15 protein-coding genes, 1 CRISPR repeat array and 1 other annotated feature are annotated in these 17,551 nt (G+C 63.1%); all 15 genes read left to right on the top strand.

Features of this window, described 5'->3' with window-relative positions; all coding sequences use genetic code 11:
* Positions 1–124 precede the first annotated feature (124 nt).
* The 15 genes from rpmG to tuf all read left to right on the top strand — a co-directional run bounded on the left by rpmG (position 125) and on the right by tuf (position 16,719).
* Positions 125–274: a 50S ribosomal protein L33 gene (gene rpmG, locus IEX61_RS10345; RefSeq protein WP_054672174.1), complete on the top strand. Its 150-nt coding sequence runs from the start codon at positions 125–127 to the stop codon at positions 272–274.
* A 15-nt stretch (positions 275–289) separates the two neighbouring features.
* Complete coding sequence (gene secE, locus IEX61_RS10340) at positions 290–505, top strand: preprotein translocase subunit SecE (protein ID WP_157057803.1); 216 nt, start codon at positions 290–292, stop codon at positions 503–505.
* A 34-nt stretch (positions 506–539) separates the two neighbouring features.
* A complete protein-coding gene (gene nusG, locus IEX61_RS10335) occupies positions 540–1,073 on the top strand; it encodes a transcription termination/antitermination protein NusG (protein WP_188817923.1) in 534 nt (177 codons plus the stop codon).
* A 163-nt stretch (positions 1,074–1,236) separates the two neighbouring features.
* Complete coding sequence (rplK, locus tag IEX61_RS10330) at positions 1,237–1,662, top strand: 50S ribosomal protein L11 (RefSeq protein ID WP_054672169.1); 426 nt, start codon at positions 1,237–1,239, stop codon at positions 1,660–1,662.
* A gap of 83 nt (positions 1,663–1,745) precedes the next feature.
* Positions 1,746–2,435 carry a 50S ribosomal protein L1 gene (rplA, locus tag IEX61_RS10325; protein ID WP_188817921.1) on the top strand — a complete coding sequence of 230 codons (690 nt, stop codon included), beginning with the start codon at positions 1,746–1,748 and terminating at the stop codon, positions 2,433–2,435.
* A 50-nt stretch (positions 2,436–2,485) separates the two neighbouring features.
* Positions 2,486–2,642, top strand: a sequence feature (ribosomal protein L10 leader region).
* A gap of 20 nt (positions 2,643–2,662) precedes the next feature.
* Positions 2,663–3,178 carry a 50S ribosomal protein L10 gene (rplJ, locus tag IEX61_RS10320; RefSeq protein WP_188817919.1) on the top strand — a complete coding sequence of 172 codons (516 nt, stop codon included), beginning with the start codon at positions 2,663–2,665 and terminating at the stop codon, positions 3,176–3,178.
* Between the two features lie 63 nt (positions 3,179–3,241).
* Positions 3,242–3,613, top strand: coding sequence for a 50S ribosomal protein L7/L12 (rplL, locus tag IEX61_RS10315; RefSeq protein WP_054672178.1), 372 nt, complete (start codon positions 3,242–3,244; stop codon positions 3,611–3,613).
* A 174-nt stretch (positions 3,614–3,787) separates the two neighbouring features.
* Complete coding sequence (locus IEX61_RS10310) at positions 3,788–4,390, top strand: class I SAM-dependent methyltransferase (RefSeq protein WP_054672164.1); 603 nt, start codon at positions 3,788–3,790, stop codon at positions 4,388–4,390.
* A gap of 251 nt (positions 4,391–4,641) precedes the next feature.
* Complete coding sequence (rpoB, locus tag IEX61_RS10305; RefSeq protein WP_188817917.1) at positions 4,642–8,187, top strand: DNA-directed RNA polymerase subunit beta; 3,546 nt, start codon at positions 4,642–4,644, stop codon at positions 8,185–8,187.
* A 12-nt stretch (positions 8,188–8,199) separates the two neighbouring features.
* Positions 8,200–11,838 (top strand): DNA-directed RNA polymerase subunit beta', encoded by a 3,639-nt coding sequence (gene rpoC / locus IEX61_RS10300; protein WP_188817915.1) that lies wholly within the window; start codon positions 8,200–8,202, stop codon positions 11,836–11,838.
* 131 nt (positions 11,839–11,969) lie between these two features.
* On the top strand, positions 11,970–12,227 hold the full coding sequence (locus tag IEX61_RS10295) for a 50S ribosomal protein L7ae-like protein (protein WP_054669569.1): 258 nt from the start codon (positions 11,970–11,972) through the stop codon (positions 12,225–12,227).
* Between the two features lie 125 nt (positions 12,228–12,352).
* On the top strand, positions 12,353–12,775 hold the full coding sequence (gene rpsL / locus IEX61_RS10290; protein ID WP_054669566.1) for a 30S ribosomal protein S12: 423 nt from the start codon (positions 12,353–12,355) through the stop codon (positions 12,773–12,775).
* Between the two features lie 49 nt (positions 12,776–12,824).
* Positions 12,825–13,295 carry a 30S ribosomal protein S7 gene (gene rpsG, locus IEX61_RS10285; protein WP_054669563.1) on the top strand — a complete coding sequence of 157 codons (471 nt, stop codon included), beginning with the start codon at positions 12,825–12,827 and terminating at the stop codon, positions 13,293–13,295.
* A gap of 39 nt (positions 13,296–13,334) precedes the next feature.
* On the top strand, positions 13,335–15,410 hold the full coding sequence (gene fusA, locus IEX61_RS10280) for an elongation factor G (protein WP_188817913.1): 2,076 nt from the start codon (positions 13,335–13,337) through the stop codon (positions 15,408–15,410).
* A gap of 118 nt (positions 15,411–15,528) precedes the next feature.
* A complete protein-coding gene (gene tuf, locus IEX61_RS10275) occupies positions 15,529–16,719 on the top strand; it encodes an elongation factor Tu (protein ID WP_054669558.1) in 1,191 nt (396 codons plus the stop codon).
* Between the two features lie 243 nt (positions 16,720–16,962).
* A CRISPR array of direct repeats spans positions 16,963–17,515; the repeat unit is 37 nt; unit sequence GTTGCAGAGAGTTGACTCGTTGCAAGAGGATTGAAAG.
* Between the last annotated feature and the right edge of the window lie 36 nt (positions 17,516–17,551).

Below are 17,551 nucleotides of genomic sequence, written 5' to 3'. Positions count from 1 at the left end.
GTGATTGCGCTTCATTGACAGGGATTAGCGGCTATGATAGAGTATTTAGGGTAGCCGTGGGTGCATTGCGGGTGTCCCCGTTCAATGGCGATACAGGTTGGCATCCTGCAGGGAGGTGGAGGAGATGCGGGTCATCGTCACCCTGGAATGCACGCAATGCAAGCATCGGAATTACACGACCACGAAGAACAAGCGGACGCATCCGGACCGCCTGGAACTGCGGAAGTATTGCAAGCACTGCAACAGCCACGTGCTGCACCGCGAGACGCGCTAAGCGGGAGGTGGCGACGTGGCCGTTCTCGGGCGCATTGGTGCCGGTTTGAAGCGAACGGGGGCGTTTTTCCGGGATAGCTGGATGGAGATGAAGAAAGTCCGCTGGCCGAATCGGGCGGAGCTCACCAGCTACACGATTGTCGTCATCACCACGGTCACGCTGCTCGCCCTCTTCTTCGCCATTGTCGATCTGGGGATTTCGCGGCTCATCGAGTGGATTCTGGCCAAGTAACGTGAGGGAGGAAGGACCCGCCGGGTCTTACGCCATGGAGAAGCAGTGGTACGTGATCCACACCTACTCGGGCTATGAGAACAAGGTGAAGGCCAACCTCGAAAAGCGCGTCGAGTCGATGGGCATGCAGGACAAGATCTTCCGCATTCTCGTCCCCACCGAGGAAGCCAAAGAGGTGAAGGACGGGAAGCAGCGGACGGTCCAGCGCAAGGTGTTTCCCGGCTACGTGCTCGTCGAGATGATCATGACCGACGACTCGTGGTACGTCGTGCGGAACACGCCGGGCGTGACGGGCTTTGTCGGCGCCAGCGGGGCGGGGGCGAAACCCGTACCCCTCCAGCCGAAGGAAGTGCAGGCCATCCTGCGCCAGATGGGCATTCAGGAGCCCAAGCCGACGGTCGACTTTGAGGTGGGCGACAAGGTCAAGGTGAAGGACGGGCCCTTCGCCAACTTTGTCGGCACGATCGAGGAGATCCAGCTCGACAAGCAGAAGGTCAAGGTGCTCGTCAACCTGTTCGGGCGCGAGACGCCGGTGGAGCTCGATTTCTCCCAGGTGGAACGAATCTGACGTTGCATGGGGCCGCGATTTGTGGTACGTTCATCTTGCTTGCTTCCCTGTTGAGGGCTTCTTTCTTTTTTGCCGTGCGGCGCCGCCGGCGCGCGGCGGCGCACGGCGTGTGGGAGGGCGCAACGTCCCGCTAGACCACATCCGGAAAGGGAGGTGTCCTGCCGTGGCCAAGAAAGTCGTGAAGGTGGTCAAGCTGCAAATTCCGGCTGGGAAAGCCAACCCGGCGCCGCCGGTCGGTCCGGCCCTCGGGCAAGCCGAGGTCAACATCATGGCCTTCTGCAAGGAGTTCAATGAGCGCACGAAGGATCAGGTGGGGCTGATCATCCCCGTCGAGATCACGGTCTACGAGGATCGCTCGTTCACCTTCGTCACGAAGACGCCCCCGGCGGCTGTGCTCCTGAAGAAAGCGGCCGGCATCGAGACCGGTTCGGGTCAGCCGAACAAGCAAAAGGTCGGCAAGGTGACGCGGGAGCAGGTGCGGCAGATCGCCGAGCAGAAGATGCCGGACCTCAACGCGACCACCATCGAAGCCGCGATGCGCATGATCGAAGGCACGGCCCGCAGCATGGGCATCGAGATTGTCGACTGACGCGCAACGGGTTGGCGCACGCCGCCAACCCCTCCTTACGTGGGAGGAGTTTCCGTTAAGACCACACAAAGGAGGACGGACGTATGCCGAAGCACGGGAAAGCGTATCGGGAAGTGGCGGCGCTCGTCGACCGCTCCAAGCTGTATGAGCCGGCGGAAGCCATCGAGCTGGTGAAGAAGACGGCGCGCGCCAAGTTTGACGAGACGGTGGACCTGGCGGTGCGCCTGGGCATTGATCCGAAGCGTTCCGACCAGCAGGTGCGCGGCGCGGTGGTCCTGCCGCACGGTACCGGGAAGACGGCCAAGGTGCTCGTCTTCGCCAAAGGGGAAAAGGCGCGCGAGGCCGAAGCGGCCGGCGCGGACTACGTCGGCGACGAGGACCTGATCAACAAGGTGGCCCAAGGGTGGCTCGACTTTGACGTCGTCGTGGCCACGCCGGACATGATGGGCCAAGTGGGCCGCCTCGGGAAGATCCTCGGTCCGAAGGGGCTCATGCCCAACCCGAAGACCGGCACGGTCACCTTTGACGTGGAGAAGGCCGTGAAGGAGATCAAGGCCGGGAAGATCGAGTACCGCACCGACAAGGCCGGGAACGTCCACGTGCCGATCGGGAAGGTCTCCTTCGATTCCCAAAAGCTGCTCGAGAACTTTTTCACGGTGATCGACGCCCTGAAGCGGGCCAAGCCGGCAGCAGCCAAGGGGCAGTACCTGCGGTCGGTCACCCTGAGCTCGACGATGGGCCCGGGGATCCGCGTCAACGTGGCCAAGCTGTAACCTTGACACGGCGCGTCCCCCCAGGGTACAATCGTGAGTGTTGTCACAACCGAATCGCGAAAGCCTTGCCGTAGACAGAAGGTGCCACAAGGTGGCTTAATACCCTTCCGAGGCGGGCGTCTTGCAGGCGTGGAGCGGCCCAGTGCCCTCGCATGCCGTGGGAAAGCCGTGCCTCCGTGTGTCTACGGGGGCTTTTTTCATGCCGCGAGCGAACAGGAGGTGTCGAGATGGCGGTCGTGCGGGAAAAGCCCGTCCGGGAAGAGAAGAAACGGATTGTCGCCGAGATCGCCGAGAAGCTGCGCACGTCAAAGAGCGCCATCTTGGCCGACTACCGCGGGCTGAACGTGGCGCAGATGACCGAGCTGCGCAAAAAGCTCCGCGAAGCCGGCTGCGAGATCAAGGTGTACAAGAACACCCTGGCCCGCCGGGCGACGGCGGAAGTGGGCCTGACGGAGCTGGATCCCTACCTCGTCGGCCCGACGGCGATCGCCTTTGGTCCGGAAGACCCGGTGGCGCCGGCGAAGATCCTTGCCGAATTCGCCAAGCAGAACGAGGCGCTGGAGCTGAAGGCGGGGGTCGTGGAAGGCCGCGTCGTCGGCCCGGAGGAAATCCAGGCCATCGCCAAGCTGCCGTCCCGCGAAGGGCTCTTGGCCATGCTGCTTAGCGTGCTTCAGGCGCCGATCCGCAACTTCGCCCTGGCGGTCAAGGCCGTGGCCGACAAGAAGGAGCAGGAAGGCGCCTAAGCCGAGGGCGTGGAAGCGGCTTGCAGCCCGCAGAAATTCCTTGAGGATGGGAGGCACGTGACGATGACGAAGGAGCAAATTCTTGAAGCGATCAAAGGGATGACCGTTCTCGAGCTGAACGAACTGGTCAAAGCGATCGAAGAGGAATTCGGCGTGACCGCCGCGGCGCCGGTGGCCGTCGTCGGTGCGCCGGGTGCTGCCGCGGATGCCGGTGCGGCCGAGCAAACCGAGTTCACCGTCGTGCTCAAGAACCCCGGCGCGTCCAAGATCAACGTCATCAAAGTGGTGCGCGAGATTACCGGCCTCGGCTTGAAAGAGGCGAAGGAACTGGTCGACGGCGCACCGTCCAACATCAAGGAAGGCGTCAGCAAGGAAGAAGCCGAGGAAATCAAGAAGAAGCTCGAAGAAGCCGGCGCGGAAGTCGAGCTCAAGTGAGGCGCCGCGCCGCCGAGCCCGCCGTACGCTCCGTACGCGCGGGTTTTCCTTTTCCCGTGGCGGCGTTGGGCGAAACGTTCGCCGATCGTTCTGCGCCGCGGCGTTTCCTGGGATTTGCGGCTGGGGTTTACCGGAATGGCAACAGGTCGAAACTGGAAGAAAGGGGGGATTGTCGTGACCGAGCACTATTACACCGCCGCGCCGCAAAGCGACGAGGAGCGGAAGCAAATCCAGGCTGTCCTCCGCGGCACGCGCTTTGTGTTTTGGACGGCCGCCAGCGTCTTCTCCCGCGATTACGTCGACTTCGGTTCCCGGTTGCTGATCGAAACGCTTGACGTCCCGCAGGGGGCGCGCGTCCTCGATGTCGGCTGCGGGTACGGGCCGATCGGCATCGCCATCGCCAAAACGGTGCCGGGCGTCACCGTTGACATGGTGGACATCAACGAGCGCGCTGTCGCCCTGGCGCAGGAAAACGCCGCCGAAAACGGCGTGGCCGACCGCGTGCGCGCCTTTGTGAGCGACGGGTACGCACAGGTCAACGGCGTCTATGACGTGATCGTGACCAACCCGCCCATTCGTGCAGGGAAAGACGTGGTCTATGCCATCTTTGAGGGGGCGAAGGCGCACCTTTCGTCAGGGGGCAGCCTGTGGGTGGTGATCCACAAAAAACAAGGCGCCCCGAGTGCGGAGCGCAAGCTGGCCGAGCTGTACGGCGCCGTGGAACGGGTCGTGCGCAAGAAAGGGTATCACGTGTTCCGCGTGACGCGTTCGGCATGAGGCAAGTTGCGGGAAAAACATTGACATTTGATTTCTGCTGCGATATCGTTATAAAATGCGAAATGGGACGAAAGATCGGGATGGCGTGGTGAACAGGACGTGGATGCATGCAGGCGATGGGAGAGCTCGAAACGAGCCGGTTCGGCAGACAGGCTCCGCGATTTTTCTTTTTCCGGGCCTGCTTGTCGGATGAGGTGCGCACGTCCTGTTTTTTGTTTTGCGGCCAGATTCCGTGACGAGGGGTGAAGGAGTTGGCTGGTCACAACGTCATTCAATGTGGACGCCACCGCGTACGCCGTTCCTATGCGCGCATCAAAGAGGTGCTCGAACTGCCCAACCTGATCGAGGTCCAGCTCAAGTCGTACCGCTGGTTCCTTGACGAGGGGCTGCGGGAGCTCTTGCACGACATCTCCCCCATCACCGATTTTACGGGCAATCTCGTTCTCGAGTTTCTTGATTACAGCCTCGGCGAGCCGAAGTACACCGTCGAGGAGGCCAAAGAGCGCGACGTGACGTACGCGGCGCCGCTCCGCGTGAAAGTGCGCCTGATCAACAAGGAGACGGGCGAGGTCAAAGAGCAGGAAGTGTTCATGGGCGACTTCCCGCTGATGACCGAGACCGGCACCTTCATCATCAACGGAGCCGAGCGGGTCATCGTCAGCCAGCTCGTTCGTTCGCCCAGTGTGTATTTTAGCAAAAAGGTGGACAAAAACGGCAAACCGATGTACACCGCCACCGTCATCCCGAACCGCGGCGCATGGCTGGAGCTGGAGACCGACGCGAAGGACGTCGTCTACGTGCGCATTGATCGGACGCGAAAGATTCCTGTCACGGTGCTGCTTCGCGCCCTGGGCTTCAGCACCGACGCCGAGATCCTTGAGCTTCTCGGCGACGACGAGTACGTGCGCAACACGCTGGAGAAGGACAACACCGACTCGACGGAAAAGGCGCTGATCGAGATCTACGAACGGCTGCGTCCCGGCGAGCCGCCGACGCTGGAGAACGCGAAGAACCTCCTCATCTCCCGTTTCTTTGATCCCAAGCGCTACGATCTGGCGGCCGTGGGGCGGTACAAGATCAACAAGAAGCTGCACCTGAAGGACCGCCTGTTCAACCAGCGCCTGGCCGAGCCGATCGTCGATCCCGAGACGGGCGAGATCGTGGCCGAGGCGGGCCAGGTGATCGACCGCCGCCTGCTCGACAAAATCCTGCCGTACCTGGAAAAGGGGTCCGGCGTGTTCGAAGTCCGGCCGCGCGGCGGCATTATCGACGGCGACACGGTGCGCCTGCAGGCGGTGCGCATCTTCGCCCCGGACGACGAGAACAAGGTGATCAAGGTCATCTCCAACGCCGGGGTGGACAAAGGCGTCAAGCACATCACGACCGCGGACATCGTCGCCGCGATCAGCTACTTCTTCAACCTCATGCACGGCGTGGGCAACATCGACGACATCGACCACCTGGGCAACCGCCGCCTCCGCTCGGTGGGCGAGCTTCTGCAGAACCAGTTCCGCATCGGTCTGTCGCGCATGGAGCGCGTCGTCCGCGAGCGGATGTCGATCCAGGACCTCAACGCCGTCACCCCGCAGGCGCTGATCAACATCCGTCCGGTCATCGCGGCGATCAAGGAGTTCTTCGGCTCGAGCCAGCTGTCGCAGTTCATGGACCAGACCAACCCGCTGGCCGAGCTGACGCACAAGCGCCGCCTGTCGGCCCTCGGTCCCGGCGGCTTGACGCGGGAGCGGGCCGGCTTTGAGGTGCGCGACGTCCATCACTCCCACTACGGCCGGATGTGCCCGATCGAGACGCCGGAAGGGCCGAACATCGGGCTGATCAACTCCCTGTGCACCTACGCGCGGGTGAACGAGTACGGGTTCATCGAGACGCCGTACCGCAAAGTGGATCCGGAGACGGGCCGCGTGACCGACGAGATCGTGTACCTGACGGCGGACGAAGAGGACAACTACGTGATCGCCCAGGCCAACGCCCCGCTGGACGAGGAGGGGCGCTTTGCCACCGAGCAGGTCGTCTGCCGGTACAAGGGCGAGATCGTCACCCTGCCGCGCGAGCGCGTCGACTTCATGGACGTGTCGCCGAAGCAGATCGTCTCCGTGGCCACGGCGCTCATCCCGTTCCTCGAAAACGACGACGCCAACCGCGCCCTGATGGGCTCGAACATGCAGCGCCAGGCCGTGCCGCTGTTGGTGCCCGAGGCGCCGATTATTGGCACCGGGTTGGAGTACAAGGCGGCCAAGGATTCCGGCGCGGTGGTCGTCGCCAAGCACGACGGGATCGTCGAGCGCGTCACGGCCGACGAGATCTGGGTGCGCCGCGTGGCCGTCATCGACGGCAAGGAAGTGAAGGGCGACCTCGACGTCTACCGCCTGCAAAAGTTTGAGCGCTCCAACCAGGGGACGTGCATCAACCAGCGGCCCATCGTGCGCAAGGGCGACCGCGTGCAGGCCGGCGAGGTGATTGCCGACGGGCCGTCGACGGACAAAGGGGAGCTGGCCCTCGGCCGCAACGTCCTCGTCGCCTTCATGCCGTGGGAAGGGTACAACTACGAGGACGCCATCCTGCTCAGCGAACGCCTCGTGAAGGAGGACATCTACACCTCGATCCACATCGAGGAGTACGAGTGCGAGGCGCGTGACACCAAGCTGGGGCCGGAGGAGATCACGCGCGACATCCCCAACGTCGGTGAGGACGCCCTGAAGAACCTCGACGAGCGGGGCATCATCCGCATCGGGGCGGAGATCAAGGACGGGGACATCCTCGTTGGCAAGGTAACGCCGAAGGGGGTCACCGAGCTGACGGCGGAGGAGCGGCTCCTCCACGCCATCTTTGGCGAAAAGGCCCGCGAGGTGCGCGACACGTCGCTGCGCGTGCCCCATGGCGGGTCGGGCATCGTCGTCGACGTCAAGGTGTTCACGCGCGAAAACGGCGACGAGCTGCCTCCGGGCGTTAACCAGCTCGTGCGCGTCTACGTGGCCCAGAAGCGGAAGATCTCCGAGGGCGACAAGATGGCCGGGCGTCACGGAAACAAGGGGGTCATTGCCCGCATCCTGCCGGAGGAAGACATGCCCTTCCTGCCTGACGGGACGCCGGTGGACATCGTCCTCAATCCGCTGGGCGTGCCGTCGCGGATGAACATCGGGCAGATCCTCGAGACGCATCTCGGGATTGCGGCGAAAACCCTCGGCATCCACGTGGCCACGCCGGTCTTCGACGGGGCCAACGAAGAAGACGTCTGGAATGCCCTGGAGGAGGCCGGGCTGGAACGCGACGGCAAGACGGTGCTGTACGACGGCCGCACCGGCGAACCCTTCGACAACCGGGTGACCGTCGGCGTCATCTACATGCTGAAGCTGGCCCACCTGGTTGACGACAAGATCCACGCCCGCTCCACGGGGCCGTACTCCCTCGTCACGCAGCAGCCGCTGGGCGGCAAAGCCCAGTTCGGCGGCCAGCGCTTCGGGGAGATGGAGGTGTGGGCCCTCGAGGCGTACGGCGCGGCGTACACCCTGCAGGAGATCCTCACCGTCAAGTCGGACGACCGCGTCGGCCGCGTGAAGACCTACGAGGCCATCGTCAAGGGCGAGAACATCCCCGAGCCGGGCGTGCCCGAATCCTTCAAGGTGCTCATCAAGGAGCTGCAGTCCTTGGCCCTCGACGTGAAGATCCTGACTAAGGACGAGCAGGAAATCGAGATGCGCGAGATCGACGAGGAGGAAGAGCCCGCACCGGAGAAGCTCAGCCTGTCCTTGGAACCGACGCAAGCCGGCGGCAAATCGTAAGGAGGGTTGCCCGTGCTGGACGTCAACAACTTTGAGTACATCAAGATCGGCCTTGCCTCTCCGGAGCAGATCCGCTCGTGGTCGTACGGCGAAGTGAAGAAGCCGGAGACGATCAACTACCGCACCCTCAAGCCGGAGAAAGACGGGCTGTTCTGCGAGCGCATCTTCGGGCCCACGAAGGACTGGGAATGCCATTGCGGCAAGTACCGCCGCGTGCGCTACAAGGGGGTCATCTGCGATCGCTGCGGCGTCGAGGTGACGCGCTCCATCGTGCGCCGGGAGCGGATGGGCCACATCGAGCTGGCCGCTCCCGTCTCCCACATCTGGTTCCTGAAGGGCATTCCCAGCCGCATGGGGCTCGTCCTCGACATGTCGCCGCGGGCCCTGGAAGAGGTCATCTACTTTGCTTCCTACGTGGTGACCGATCCGGGTGACACGCCGCTGGAGAAGAAGCAGCTCCTGTCGGAGAAGGAGTACCGCGCCTACCGCGAGAAGTACGGCAATGCCTTCCAGGCGGGCATGGGCGCCGAGGCGATCAAGAAGCTCCTCGCCGAGATCGACCTCGACAAGGAGATCGAGAAGCTGAAAGAGGAGCTGCGCACGGCCCAGGGGCAGCGACGCAACCGCATCATCAAGCGCCTCGAGGTTCTCGAGGCCTTCCGCTCGTCGGGCAACCGCCCCGAGTGGATGATCCTCGAGGTGCTGCCGGTCATCCCGCCGGAGCTGCGCCCGATGGTGCAGCTCGACGGGGGCCGCTTTGCCACCTCCGACCTGAACGACCTGTACCGCCGGGTGATCAACCGCAACAACCGCTTGAAGCGGCTTCTCGAGCTCGGCGCGCCGGACATCATCGTCCAGAACGAAAAGCGCATGCTGCAGGAGGCGGTGGATGCCCTCATCGACAACGGCCGCCGCGGCCGCCCGGTGACCGGCCCCGGCAACCGGCCCCTCAAGTCCCTCAGCCACATGCTGAAGGGCAAGCAGGGGCGCTTCCGCCAGAACCTGCTCGGCAAGCGCGTCGACTACTCCGGCCGCTCGGTGATCGTCGTCGGGCCGCAGCTGAAGATGTACCAGTGCGGCCTGCCCAAGGAGATGGCCCTCGAGCTGTTCAAGCCCTTCGTGATGAAGGAGCTGGTGGCCAAGGGCCTGGCCCACAACATCAAGTCGGCCAAGCGCAAGGTGGAGCGCGTCCAGCCGGAAGTGTGGGACGTGCTGGAGGAAGTGATCAAGGAGCACCCCGTCCTCCTCAACCGCGCGCCGACGCTGCACCGCCTCGGGATCCAGGCCTTTGAGCCGGTGCTCGTCGAGGGGCGGGCCATCAAGCTGCACCCGCTCGTGTGCACGGCGTACAACGCCGACTTTGACGGCGACCAGATGGCCGTCCATGTGCCGCTGTCGGCCGAAGCCCAGGCCGAAGCGCGCATCCTCATGCTGGCCACCAACAACATCCTCAACCCGAAGGACGGCAAGCCGGTCGTCACGCCGACCCAGGACATGGTCCTCGGGACCTACTACCTGACGATCGAGAAGGAGGGGGCCAAGGGCGAGGGCAAGGTGTTCGCCTCGGCCGACGAGGCCATCCACGCCTACCAGATGGGCCACATCGCTCTCCACGCCAAGATCGCCGTGCCGGCCAAGGGGCTGAAGAAGGCCAAGGAGACCTTCACCGACCGGCAGTGGGAGGCCCTCATGGTCACCACCGTCGGGAAGATCATCTTCAACGAGGTCTTCCCGCCGGAGTTCCCGTTCATCAACACGCCGACCGAGGAGAACCTCAAGCACGGCGTGCCCGACGAATACTTCATCTATGACAAGGGCGTCGACGTCCGCGAATTCGTGAAGAAGATCGAGGACCGCGGCGCGATCAAGAAGAAGTTCCTCGGCACGATCATCCACGAGGTGTTCCGCCGCTTCGGCACGACGAAGACGGCCGAAATCCTCGACAAGATCAAGGAGCTTGGCTTCGCCTACTCGACGAAGGCCGGGATCACCATCGCGATCTCCGACATCATTGTTCCGGAGGAGAAGAAGGCGCTCCTCGCCGAGGCCGAGCAGCGCGTCGAGACGGTGATGCGCCAGTACCGCCGCGGCCTGATTACGGAAGACGAGCGCTACGACAAGGTCATCTCCATCTGGAGCGAGACGAAGGAGAAGGTGACCGAGGCGCTCATGGCCTCCCTCGACAAGTTCAACTCCATCTACATGATGGCCAACTCCGGAGCGCGCGGGAGCGTGGCGCAGATCACCCAGCTGGCCGGGATGCGCGGGCTCATGGCCAACCCGTCGGGGCGGATCATCGAGGTGCCGATCAAGTCCAACTTCCGCGAGGGGCTGACCGTGCTCGAATTCTTCATCTCCACGCACGGGGCGCGGAAGGGGCTGGCCGATACGGCGCTGCGGACGGCCGACTCCGGGTACCTGACCCGCCGCCTGGTGGACGTGGCCCAAGACGTCATTGTCCGCGAAGAGGATTGCGGTACCAACCGCGGCTTCGTCGTCACCGACATCCGCGACGGCGGCGAGGTGATTGAGACGCTTTACAACCGCATCGTCGGTCGCTACAGCTTTGAGACGATCCGCCATCCGGAAACGGGCGAAGTGATCGTCCGCCGCAACGAGATGATCGACGAGGAGATCGCCGAGAAGATCGTCAAGGCGGGCATCGACCGGGTGGTGATCCGCTCGGTGCTCAACTGCCGCACGCCGCACGGGGTGTGCCAGAAGTGCTACGGCCGCAACCTGGCCACGGGGCAGCCGGTGGAGATCGGCGAGGCCGTCGGGATCATCGCCGCCCAGTCCATCGGCGAGCCGGGGACGCAGCTGACGATGCGCACGTTCCACACTGGCGGCGTGGCCGGCGAGGACATCACCCAGGGTTTGCCGCGCGTGCAGGAGCTGTTTGAGGCGCGCAGCCCGAAGGGACAGGCCACGATCACCGAGATCGACGGCGAAGTGGTCGACATCCGCGAGGTGAAGGACCGCCGCGAAGTGGAGATCCGCGGCGAGGCGGAGACCAAGGTGTACAACATCCCCTATGGTGCTCGCCTCGAGGTGACAAAGGGGCAGAAGGTGGAGGCCGGCGACGAGCTGACGGAAGGGCCGGTCGACCCGAAGGAGATCCTCAAGGTCAAGGGCCTGAGCGCCGTGCAGAACTACCTGCTGCAGGAAGTGCAGCGGGTGTACCGCATGCAGGGCGTGGAGATCAACGACAAGCACATCGAAGTGATGATCCGGCAGATGCTGCGCAAGGTGCGCATCACCGACGCCGGCGACACCAGCCTCTTGCCGGGTTCCTATGTCGACGTCCACGAGTTCGAGGCGGCGAACAAGAAGGTGTTCCAGGAAGGCGGCGTGCCGGCCGTGGCGCGGCCCGTTCTCCTCGGCATCACGAAGGCCTCTTTGGAGACGGAGTCGTTCCTGTCGGCGGCCTCCTTCCAGGAGACGACGCGCGTGCTCACCGATGCGGCGATCAAGGGCAAGCGCGACGAGCTCCTCGGGCTCAAGGAGAACGTGATCATCGGCAAGCTGATCCCGGCCGGGACAGGCATGGCCCGCTACCGGAACGTGAAGATCAAGACCGTCGCCGACGCACAGGCCGACGCGGCCCAATCGGAAACCGCGGCAAACAAGGAGCCGGTGGCGGCCGAATAACCGGCGAATGGGACTGCGGGGGCACGGGCGGCCGGGCCCTGCGCCCCCGGTTCCGTTGCTTGACAGGGATGCGCGCGCCGTGCTACGATAGCAGGTGTGCCTAGAACCCTGTTTGCTTGGGGGATGACCGCATGTCGTACTATGAGAAGGTCAGGCAGGCCAAGGCCGTGACCGTGGGCACCAAGCAGACGAGGAAGGCCATCGAAAGGGGCGAGGCGCTCGAGGTCTTCGTGGCCACCGACGCCGAGCCGCACGTGACGGAGAAGATCATCGCCCTGTGCAAGCTGAAGGGGATTCCCGTCCGTTACGTCGACTCGATGCGCGCGTTGGGCGAGGCCTGCGGCATCGATGTAGGTGCGGCTGCGGTCGCCATCACGAAGGAACGGTAGGCGGTTTTGCCGGGGCGGGGCCGCCTCGCTCCGGCAAACCTTTTCGTTGCCTTTGTGATGATCCGCCTGGAGCTGTGGACTTGTGACGGTCCGTCCGGGGGCTCATTTTGGAAGGAGGTGCAGTCATGCCGACGATCAACCAATTGGTGCGCAAGGGGCGCCAAAAGAAGATTGAAAAATCCAAGTCGCCGGCGCTGCAATACGGGTACAACAGCTTGCGCAAGCAGCTCATCCCCCTGCCGTCTCCGCAAAAGCGCGGCGTGTGCACCCGCGTGGGGACGATGACGCCGAAGAAGCCGAACTCGGCGCTGCGGAAGTACGCGCGTGTGCGCCTCACCAACGGCATCGAGGTGACGGCGTACATTCCCGGCGAAGGCCACAACCTGCAGGAGCACAGCGTCGTGCTCGTGCGCGGGGGCCGCGTGAAGGACCTGCCGGGGGTGCGCTACCACATCGTGCGCGGCGCGCTGGACGCGGCCGGCGTGGCCAACCGGAAGCAAGGCCGCTCCAAGTACGGCACCAAGCGCCCGAAGGAAGGCAAGAAGTAAGCGCGTCCGAACGCGCTGACGCGATCTGACGGAAAAGGAGGGGAAGGGTATGCCTCGCAGAGGTCCGGTACCCCGTCGCGACGTCGATCCCGATCCGATTTACAACAGCAAGCTCGTGACGAAGCTGATCAACAAGCTGATGATCGACGGCAAGAAATCGAAGGCGCAGAAAATCCTGTACGAAGCCTTCGAGATCATTCGCCAGCGCACGGGGAAAGACCCGATGGACGTGTTTGAACAAGCGCTGAAGAACGTGATGCCCGTTCTGGAAGTCCGGGCGCGTCGCGTTGGCGGCGCCAACTACCAAGTGCCGATGGAGGTCCGCCCGGAGCGCCGCGTGTCGCTCGGCCTGCGCTGGCTCGTGCAGTACGCGCGCCTGCGCAACGAGAAGACGATGCAGGAGCGCCTGGCTGCCGAGATCATCGACGCGGCGAACAACACGGGTGGCGCGGTGAAGAAGCGCGAGGACACGCACAAGATGGCCGAAGCCAACCGCGCGTTCGCCCACTATCGTTGGTAACGGCGTCTTGACTCCAACCGCGAGAAAGGAGCTAAACCCATGGGCCGACCATTCCCGTTGGAAAAGACGCGCAACATCGGCATCATGGCGCACATCGACGCCGGGAAGACGACGACAACCGAGCGGATCCTCTACTACACCGGCCGCGTGCACAAGATCGGCGAAACGCACGAGGGCGCGGCGACGATGGACTGGATGGAACAAGAGCAGGAGCGCGGGATCACGATCACGTCCGCCGCGACGACCTGCCAGTGGAGGGGCCATCGCATCAACATCATCGACACGCCCGGTCACGTCGACTTCACGGTGGAAGTGGAGCGCTCGCTGCGCGTGCTGGACGGGGCGATCGGCGTCTTCTGCGCCAAGGGCGGGGTGGAGCCCCAGTCCGAAACGGTGTGGCGCCAAGCCGACAAGTACGGCGTTCCGCGGATCGCTTACGTCAACAAGATGGACATCGTCGGCGCCGACTTCTTCCGCGCCGTCGAGCAGATGCGCGAGCGCCTGAATGCCAACGCCGTGCCGATCCAGCTGCCGATCGGCAAGGAGGACACCTTCGAGGCGATCATCGACCTCATCGAGATGAAGGCCATCTACTGGCTTGATGACCTTGGCCGCCAGTTCGAGCTGCGGGAGATTCCCGACGAATACAAGGAGCAGGCCGAAGAGTGGCGCACCAAGCTCATCGAGGCGGTGGCCGAACTCGACGACGAGCTGATGATGAAATACCTCGAAGGGGAAGAGATCACCGTCGAGGAGATCAAGCGGGCGTTGCGCAAAGGGGTGTGCGAGGTTAAGATCACCCCGGTGCTGTGCGGTTCCTCCTACCGCAACAAGGGCGTGCAGCCGCTCCTTGATGCGGTCGTCGACTACCTGCCGTCGCCGCTGGACATTCCGCCGGTGAAAGGCGTGCTGCCGGATACCGAGGAAGAGGCGATCCGCAAGGCCGACGACAACGAGCCCTTCGCCGCTTTGGCGTTTAAGATCATGTCCGACCCCTATGTCGGGAAGCTCACCTTCTTCCGGGTGTATTCCGGCGTCCTCAATTCCGGTACCTACGTCTTGAACGCCACAAAGGGCAAGCGTGAGCGGATCGGCCGCATCCTGCAGATGCACGCGAACCACCGCGAGGAGATCTCCGCCGTCTACGCGGGGGACATTGCCGCAGCGGTCGGCCTGAAGGATACCACCACGGGCGATACGCTGTGTGATGAAAAGCACCCCATCATCCTCGAGTCGATGGACTTCCCAGAGCCGGTGATCTCCGTGGCCATCGAGCCGAAGACGAAGGCCGACCAAGATAAGATGTCCATGGCGCTGGGCCGTCTGGCCGAGGAAGACCCGACGTTCCGCTTCTACACCGACGAGGAGACGGGGCAGACGATCATCGCCGGGATGGGCGAGCTGCACCTGGAGATCATCGTCGACCGTCTCCAGCGGGAGTTCAAGGTCGAGGCCAACGTCGGCAAGCCGCAGGTCGCCTACAAGGAGACCTTCACAAAGTCGGCCAAGTGCGAAGGGAAATTCATTCGCCAGACGGGCGGTCGCGGCCAGTACGGTCACGTGTGGATCGAGTTCGAGCCGTTGCCGCGCGGATCGGGTTTCGTCTTCGAAAACAAGATCGTCGGCGGTGTCGTGCCGAAGGAATACGTGCCGGCCGTTCAGGCGGGCCTCGAGGAGGCCATGCAGAACGGCGTGCTGGCCGGCTACCCGATCATCGACATCAAGGCCACCCTCTTCGACGGGTCGTACCACGAGGTCGACTCCTCGGAGATGGCCTTCAAGATTGCCGCGTCTCAGGCCCTCAAAGCGGCCAAGGACAAATGCGATCCGGTGCTCTTGGAGCCGGTGATGAAGGTCGAAGTGGTGGTACCCGAGGAGTACATGGGCGACGTCATCGGCGACATCAACGCCCGTCGCGGTCGCGTGGAGGGCATGGAGCCGCGCGGCAACGCCCAGGTGATCCGGGCGCTGGTGCCGTTGGCCGAGATGTTCGGGTACGCGACGGCGCTGCGTTCCAAGACCCAGGGTCGCGGCACGTACACGATGATCTTCGACCACTACGAAGAAGTGCCGAAGAACATTGCCGATCAAATCATCAACAGCAGGGGGCAGTAACCCTTTTTCCCTCTTTTCTGTCACCCGCGAAAGGGATACAATGAGGGTGGCTTGAGCCACCCTCGTTCCCCAACCTTTCCATACACCACCAAAACAAGGGTTAAGGAGGCTCGTACGTATGGCGAAGCAAAAGTTTGAGCGGACGAAACCCCACGTCAACATTGGGACGATCGGCCACGTTGACCACGGGAAAACGACGCTGACCGCGGCGATCACCACCGTTCTGGCGCGCTTTGGCCGTGCGCAAGCGACCGCGTACGACCAGATCGACAAGGCGCCGGAAGAGCGTGAACGCGGGATCACGATCTCCACGGCGCACGTCGAGTACGAAACGGAAAACCGCCACTATGCGCACGTGGACTGCCCGGGTCACGCTGACTACGTGAAGAACATGATCACCGGTGCGGCGCAGATGGACGGCGCCATCCTCGTCGTGTCGGCGGCTGACGGTCCGATGCCGCAAACCCGTGAGCACATCCTGCTCGCCCGTCAGGTCGGCGTGCCGTACATCGTCGTCTTCCTGAACAAGGTGGACATGGTGGACGACGAGGAGCTGCTCGACCTGGTCGAGATGGAAGTGCGCGATCTCCTCTCCCAGTACGACTTCCCGGGCGACGAGGTGCCGGTCATCCGCGGTTCCGCGCTGAAGGCCCTCGAAGATCCGGAAGGTCCGTGGGCGGACAAGATCCTCGAACTGATGAAGGCCGTCGACGAGTACATCCCGACGCCGCAGCGTGAGGTTGACAAGCCCTTCCTCATGCCGATCGAGGACGTCTTCTCCATCACCGGTCGCGGTACGGTGGCCACGGGCCGCGTCGAGCGCGGAACGCTGAAGGTCGGCGACGAAGTGGAGATCGTCGGGCTGCGCGACGACATCAAGAAGACGACGGTCACGGGCGTGGAAATGTTCCGCAAGGTCCTCGACCAAGCGCAGGCCGGCGACAACATCGGCGCCCTGCTGCGCGGCGTGAACCGCGATGAAGTGGAGCGCGGCCAGGTGCTGGCCCAGCCCGGCACGGTGAAGCCGCATACTAAGTTCAAGGCGGAAGTCTACGTCCTGACCAAGGAGGAAGGCGGTCGCCACACGCCGTTCTTCAACGGCTACCGTCCGCAGTTCTACTTCCGCACGACGGACGTCACGGGCACGATCAAGCTGCCGGAAGGCGTGGAAATGGTCATGCCCGGCGACAACGTCAACTTTGAAGTGGAACTGATCGCCCCGATCGCCCTCGAAAACGGGACGCGCTTCGCCATCCGCGAAGGCGGCCGCACGGTCGGCGCGGGCGTCGTGACGGAGATCATCGAGTAATTCGCGTGGGGACAGCTGCGCGACAAAACCCCCGGCCCAACGAATGGGTCGGGGGTTTTCTCATGTGCGCGGGTTTAACCAGTAGGAAATGTAAACCAGAGGAACCCATACGGTTGACGGAATTTCGTGGCCGCCCCCTGATTCTGTGCAAAGGCGTGATTTTCGAAAAATCTGTTGGCATAAATGGGATGCATATGGTAAAATCACAGACAGGACAAGCCGTTTCCGCTCCAACCCGAATCGGTTGCAGAGAGTTGACTCGTTGCAAGAGGATTGAAAGTAGTAACTCCGCCGCTATGTAAATCAGCCCGTCCAGCGTTGCAGAGAGTTGACTCGTTGCAAGAGGATTGAAAGTTCAGGGGTGGGATACATGGACCCCTCCCAGGAAGCACGTTGCAGAGAGTTGACTCGTTGCAAGAGGATTGAAAGACTTCCATACACCAACAGGGCCACCAAAACGCCGCTGTTGCAGAGAGTTGACTCGTTGCAAGAGGATTGAAAGCGTCTTTAGGGCCTGGCATGCCAGCGCCAGGGCCATGTTGCAGAGAGTTGACTCGTTGCAAGAGGATTGAAAGTTACGCCGCATGGCAGAGCAACTTCGGCGGCATCCGTGTTGCAGAGAGTTGACTCGTTGCAAGAGGATTGAAAGCTCCGTTTTTATCCGTCACCGTCAGGCCATCGCCGTTGCAGAGAGTTGACTCGTTGCAAGAGGATTGAAAGGTAGATCGAAAGTATCTACGTGATCTCGTGGAACGGGTGGTTGCAGAGAGTTGACTCGTTGCAAGAGCATTCCTGTAATGAAACATGCGGGGGTTTGAGCAAATGAAAACCT

It is taken from the genome of Calditerricola satsumensis (assembly GCF_014646935.1).
GTDB classification, from domain to species: domain Bacteria; phylum Bacillota; class Bacilli; order Calditerricolales; family Calditerricolaceae; genus Calditerricola; species Calditerricola satsumensis.
The sequence above is the reverse complement of the archived record's forward strand: the minus strand, read 5'-3'. Positions and strand labels throughout refer to the sequence as shown.

Bases quoted from the DNA above. Each gene is read 5' to 3' on its own strand.
- rplL (WP_054672178.1), top strand. From the start codon at position 3,242: ATGACGAAGGAGCAAATTCTTGAAGCGATCAAAGGGATGACCGTTCTC.
- rpmG (WP_054672174.1), top strand. From the start codon at position 125: ATGCGGGTCATCGTCACCCTGGAATGCACGCAATGCAAGCATCGGAAT.
- tuf (WP_054669558.1), top strand. From the start codon at position 15,529: ATGGCGAAGCAAAAGTTTGAGCGGACGAAACCCCACGTCAACATTGGG.
- fusA (WP_188817913.1), top strand. From the start codon at position 13,335: ATGGGCCGACCATTCCCGTTGGAAAAGACGCGCAACATCGGCATCATG.
- rplA (WP_188817921.1), top strand. From the start codon at position 1,746: ATGCCGAAGCACGGGAAAGCGTATCGGGAAGTGGCGGCGCTCGTCGAC.
- IEX61_RS10295 (WP_054669569.1), top strand. From the start codon at position 11,970: ATGTCGTACTATGAGAAGGTCAGGCAGGCCAAGGCCGTGACCGTGGGC.
- rpsG (WP_054669563.1), top strand. From the start codon at position 12,825: ATGCCTCGCAGAGGTCCGGTACCCCGTCGCGACGTCGATCCCGATCCG.
- rplJ (WP_188817919.1), top strand. From the start codon at position 2,663: ATGGCGGTCGTGCGGGAAAAGCCCGTCCGGGAAGAGAAGAAACGGATT.
- rpsL (WP_054669566.1), top strand. From the start codon at position 12,353: ATGCCGACGATCAACCAATTGGTGCGCAAGGGGCGCCAAAAGAAGATT.
- nusG (WP_188817923.1), top strand. From the start codon at position 540: ATGGAGAAGCAGTGGTACGTGATCCACACCTACTCGGGCTATGAGAAC.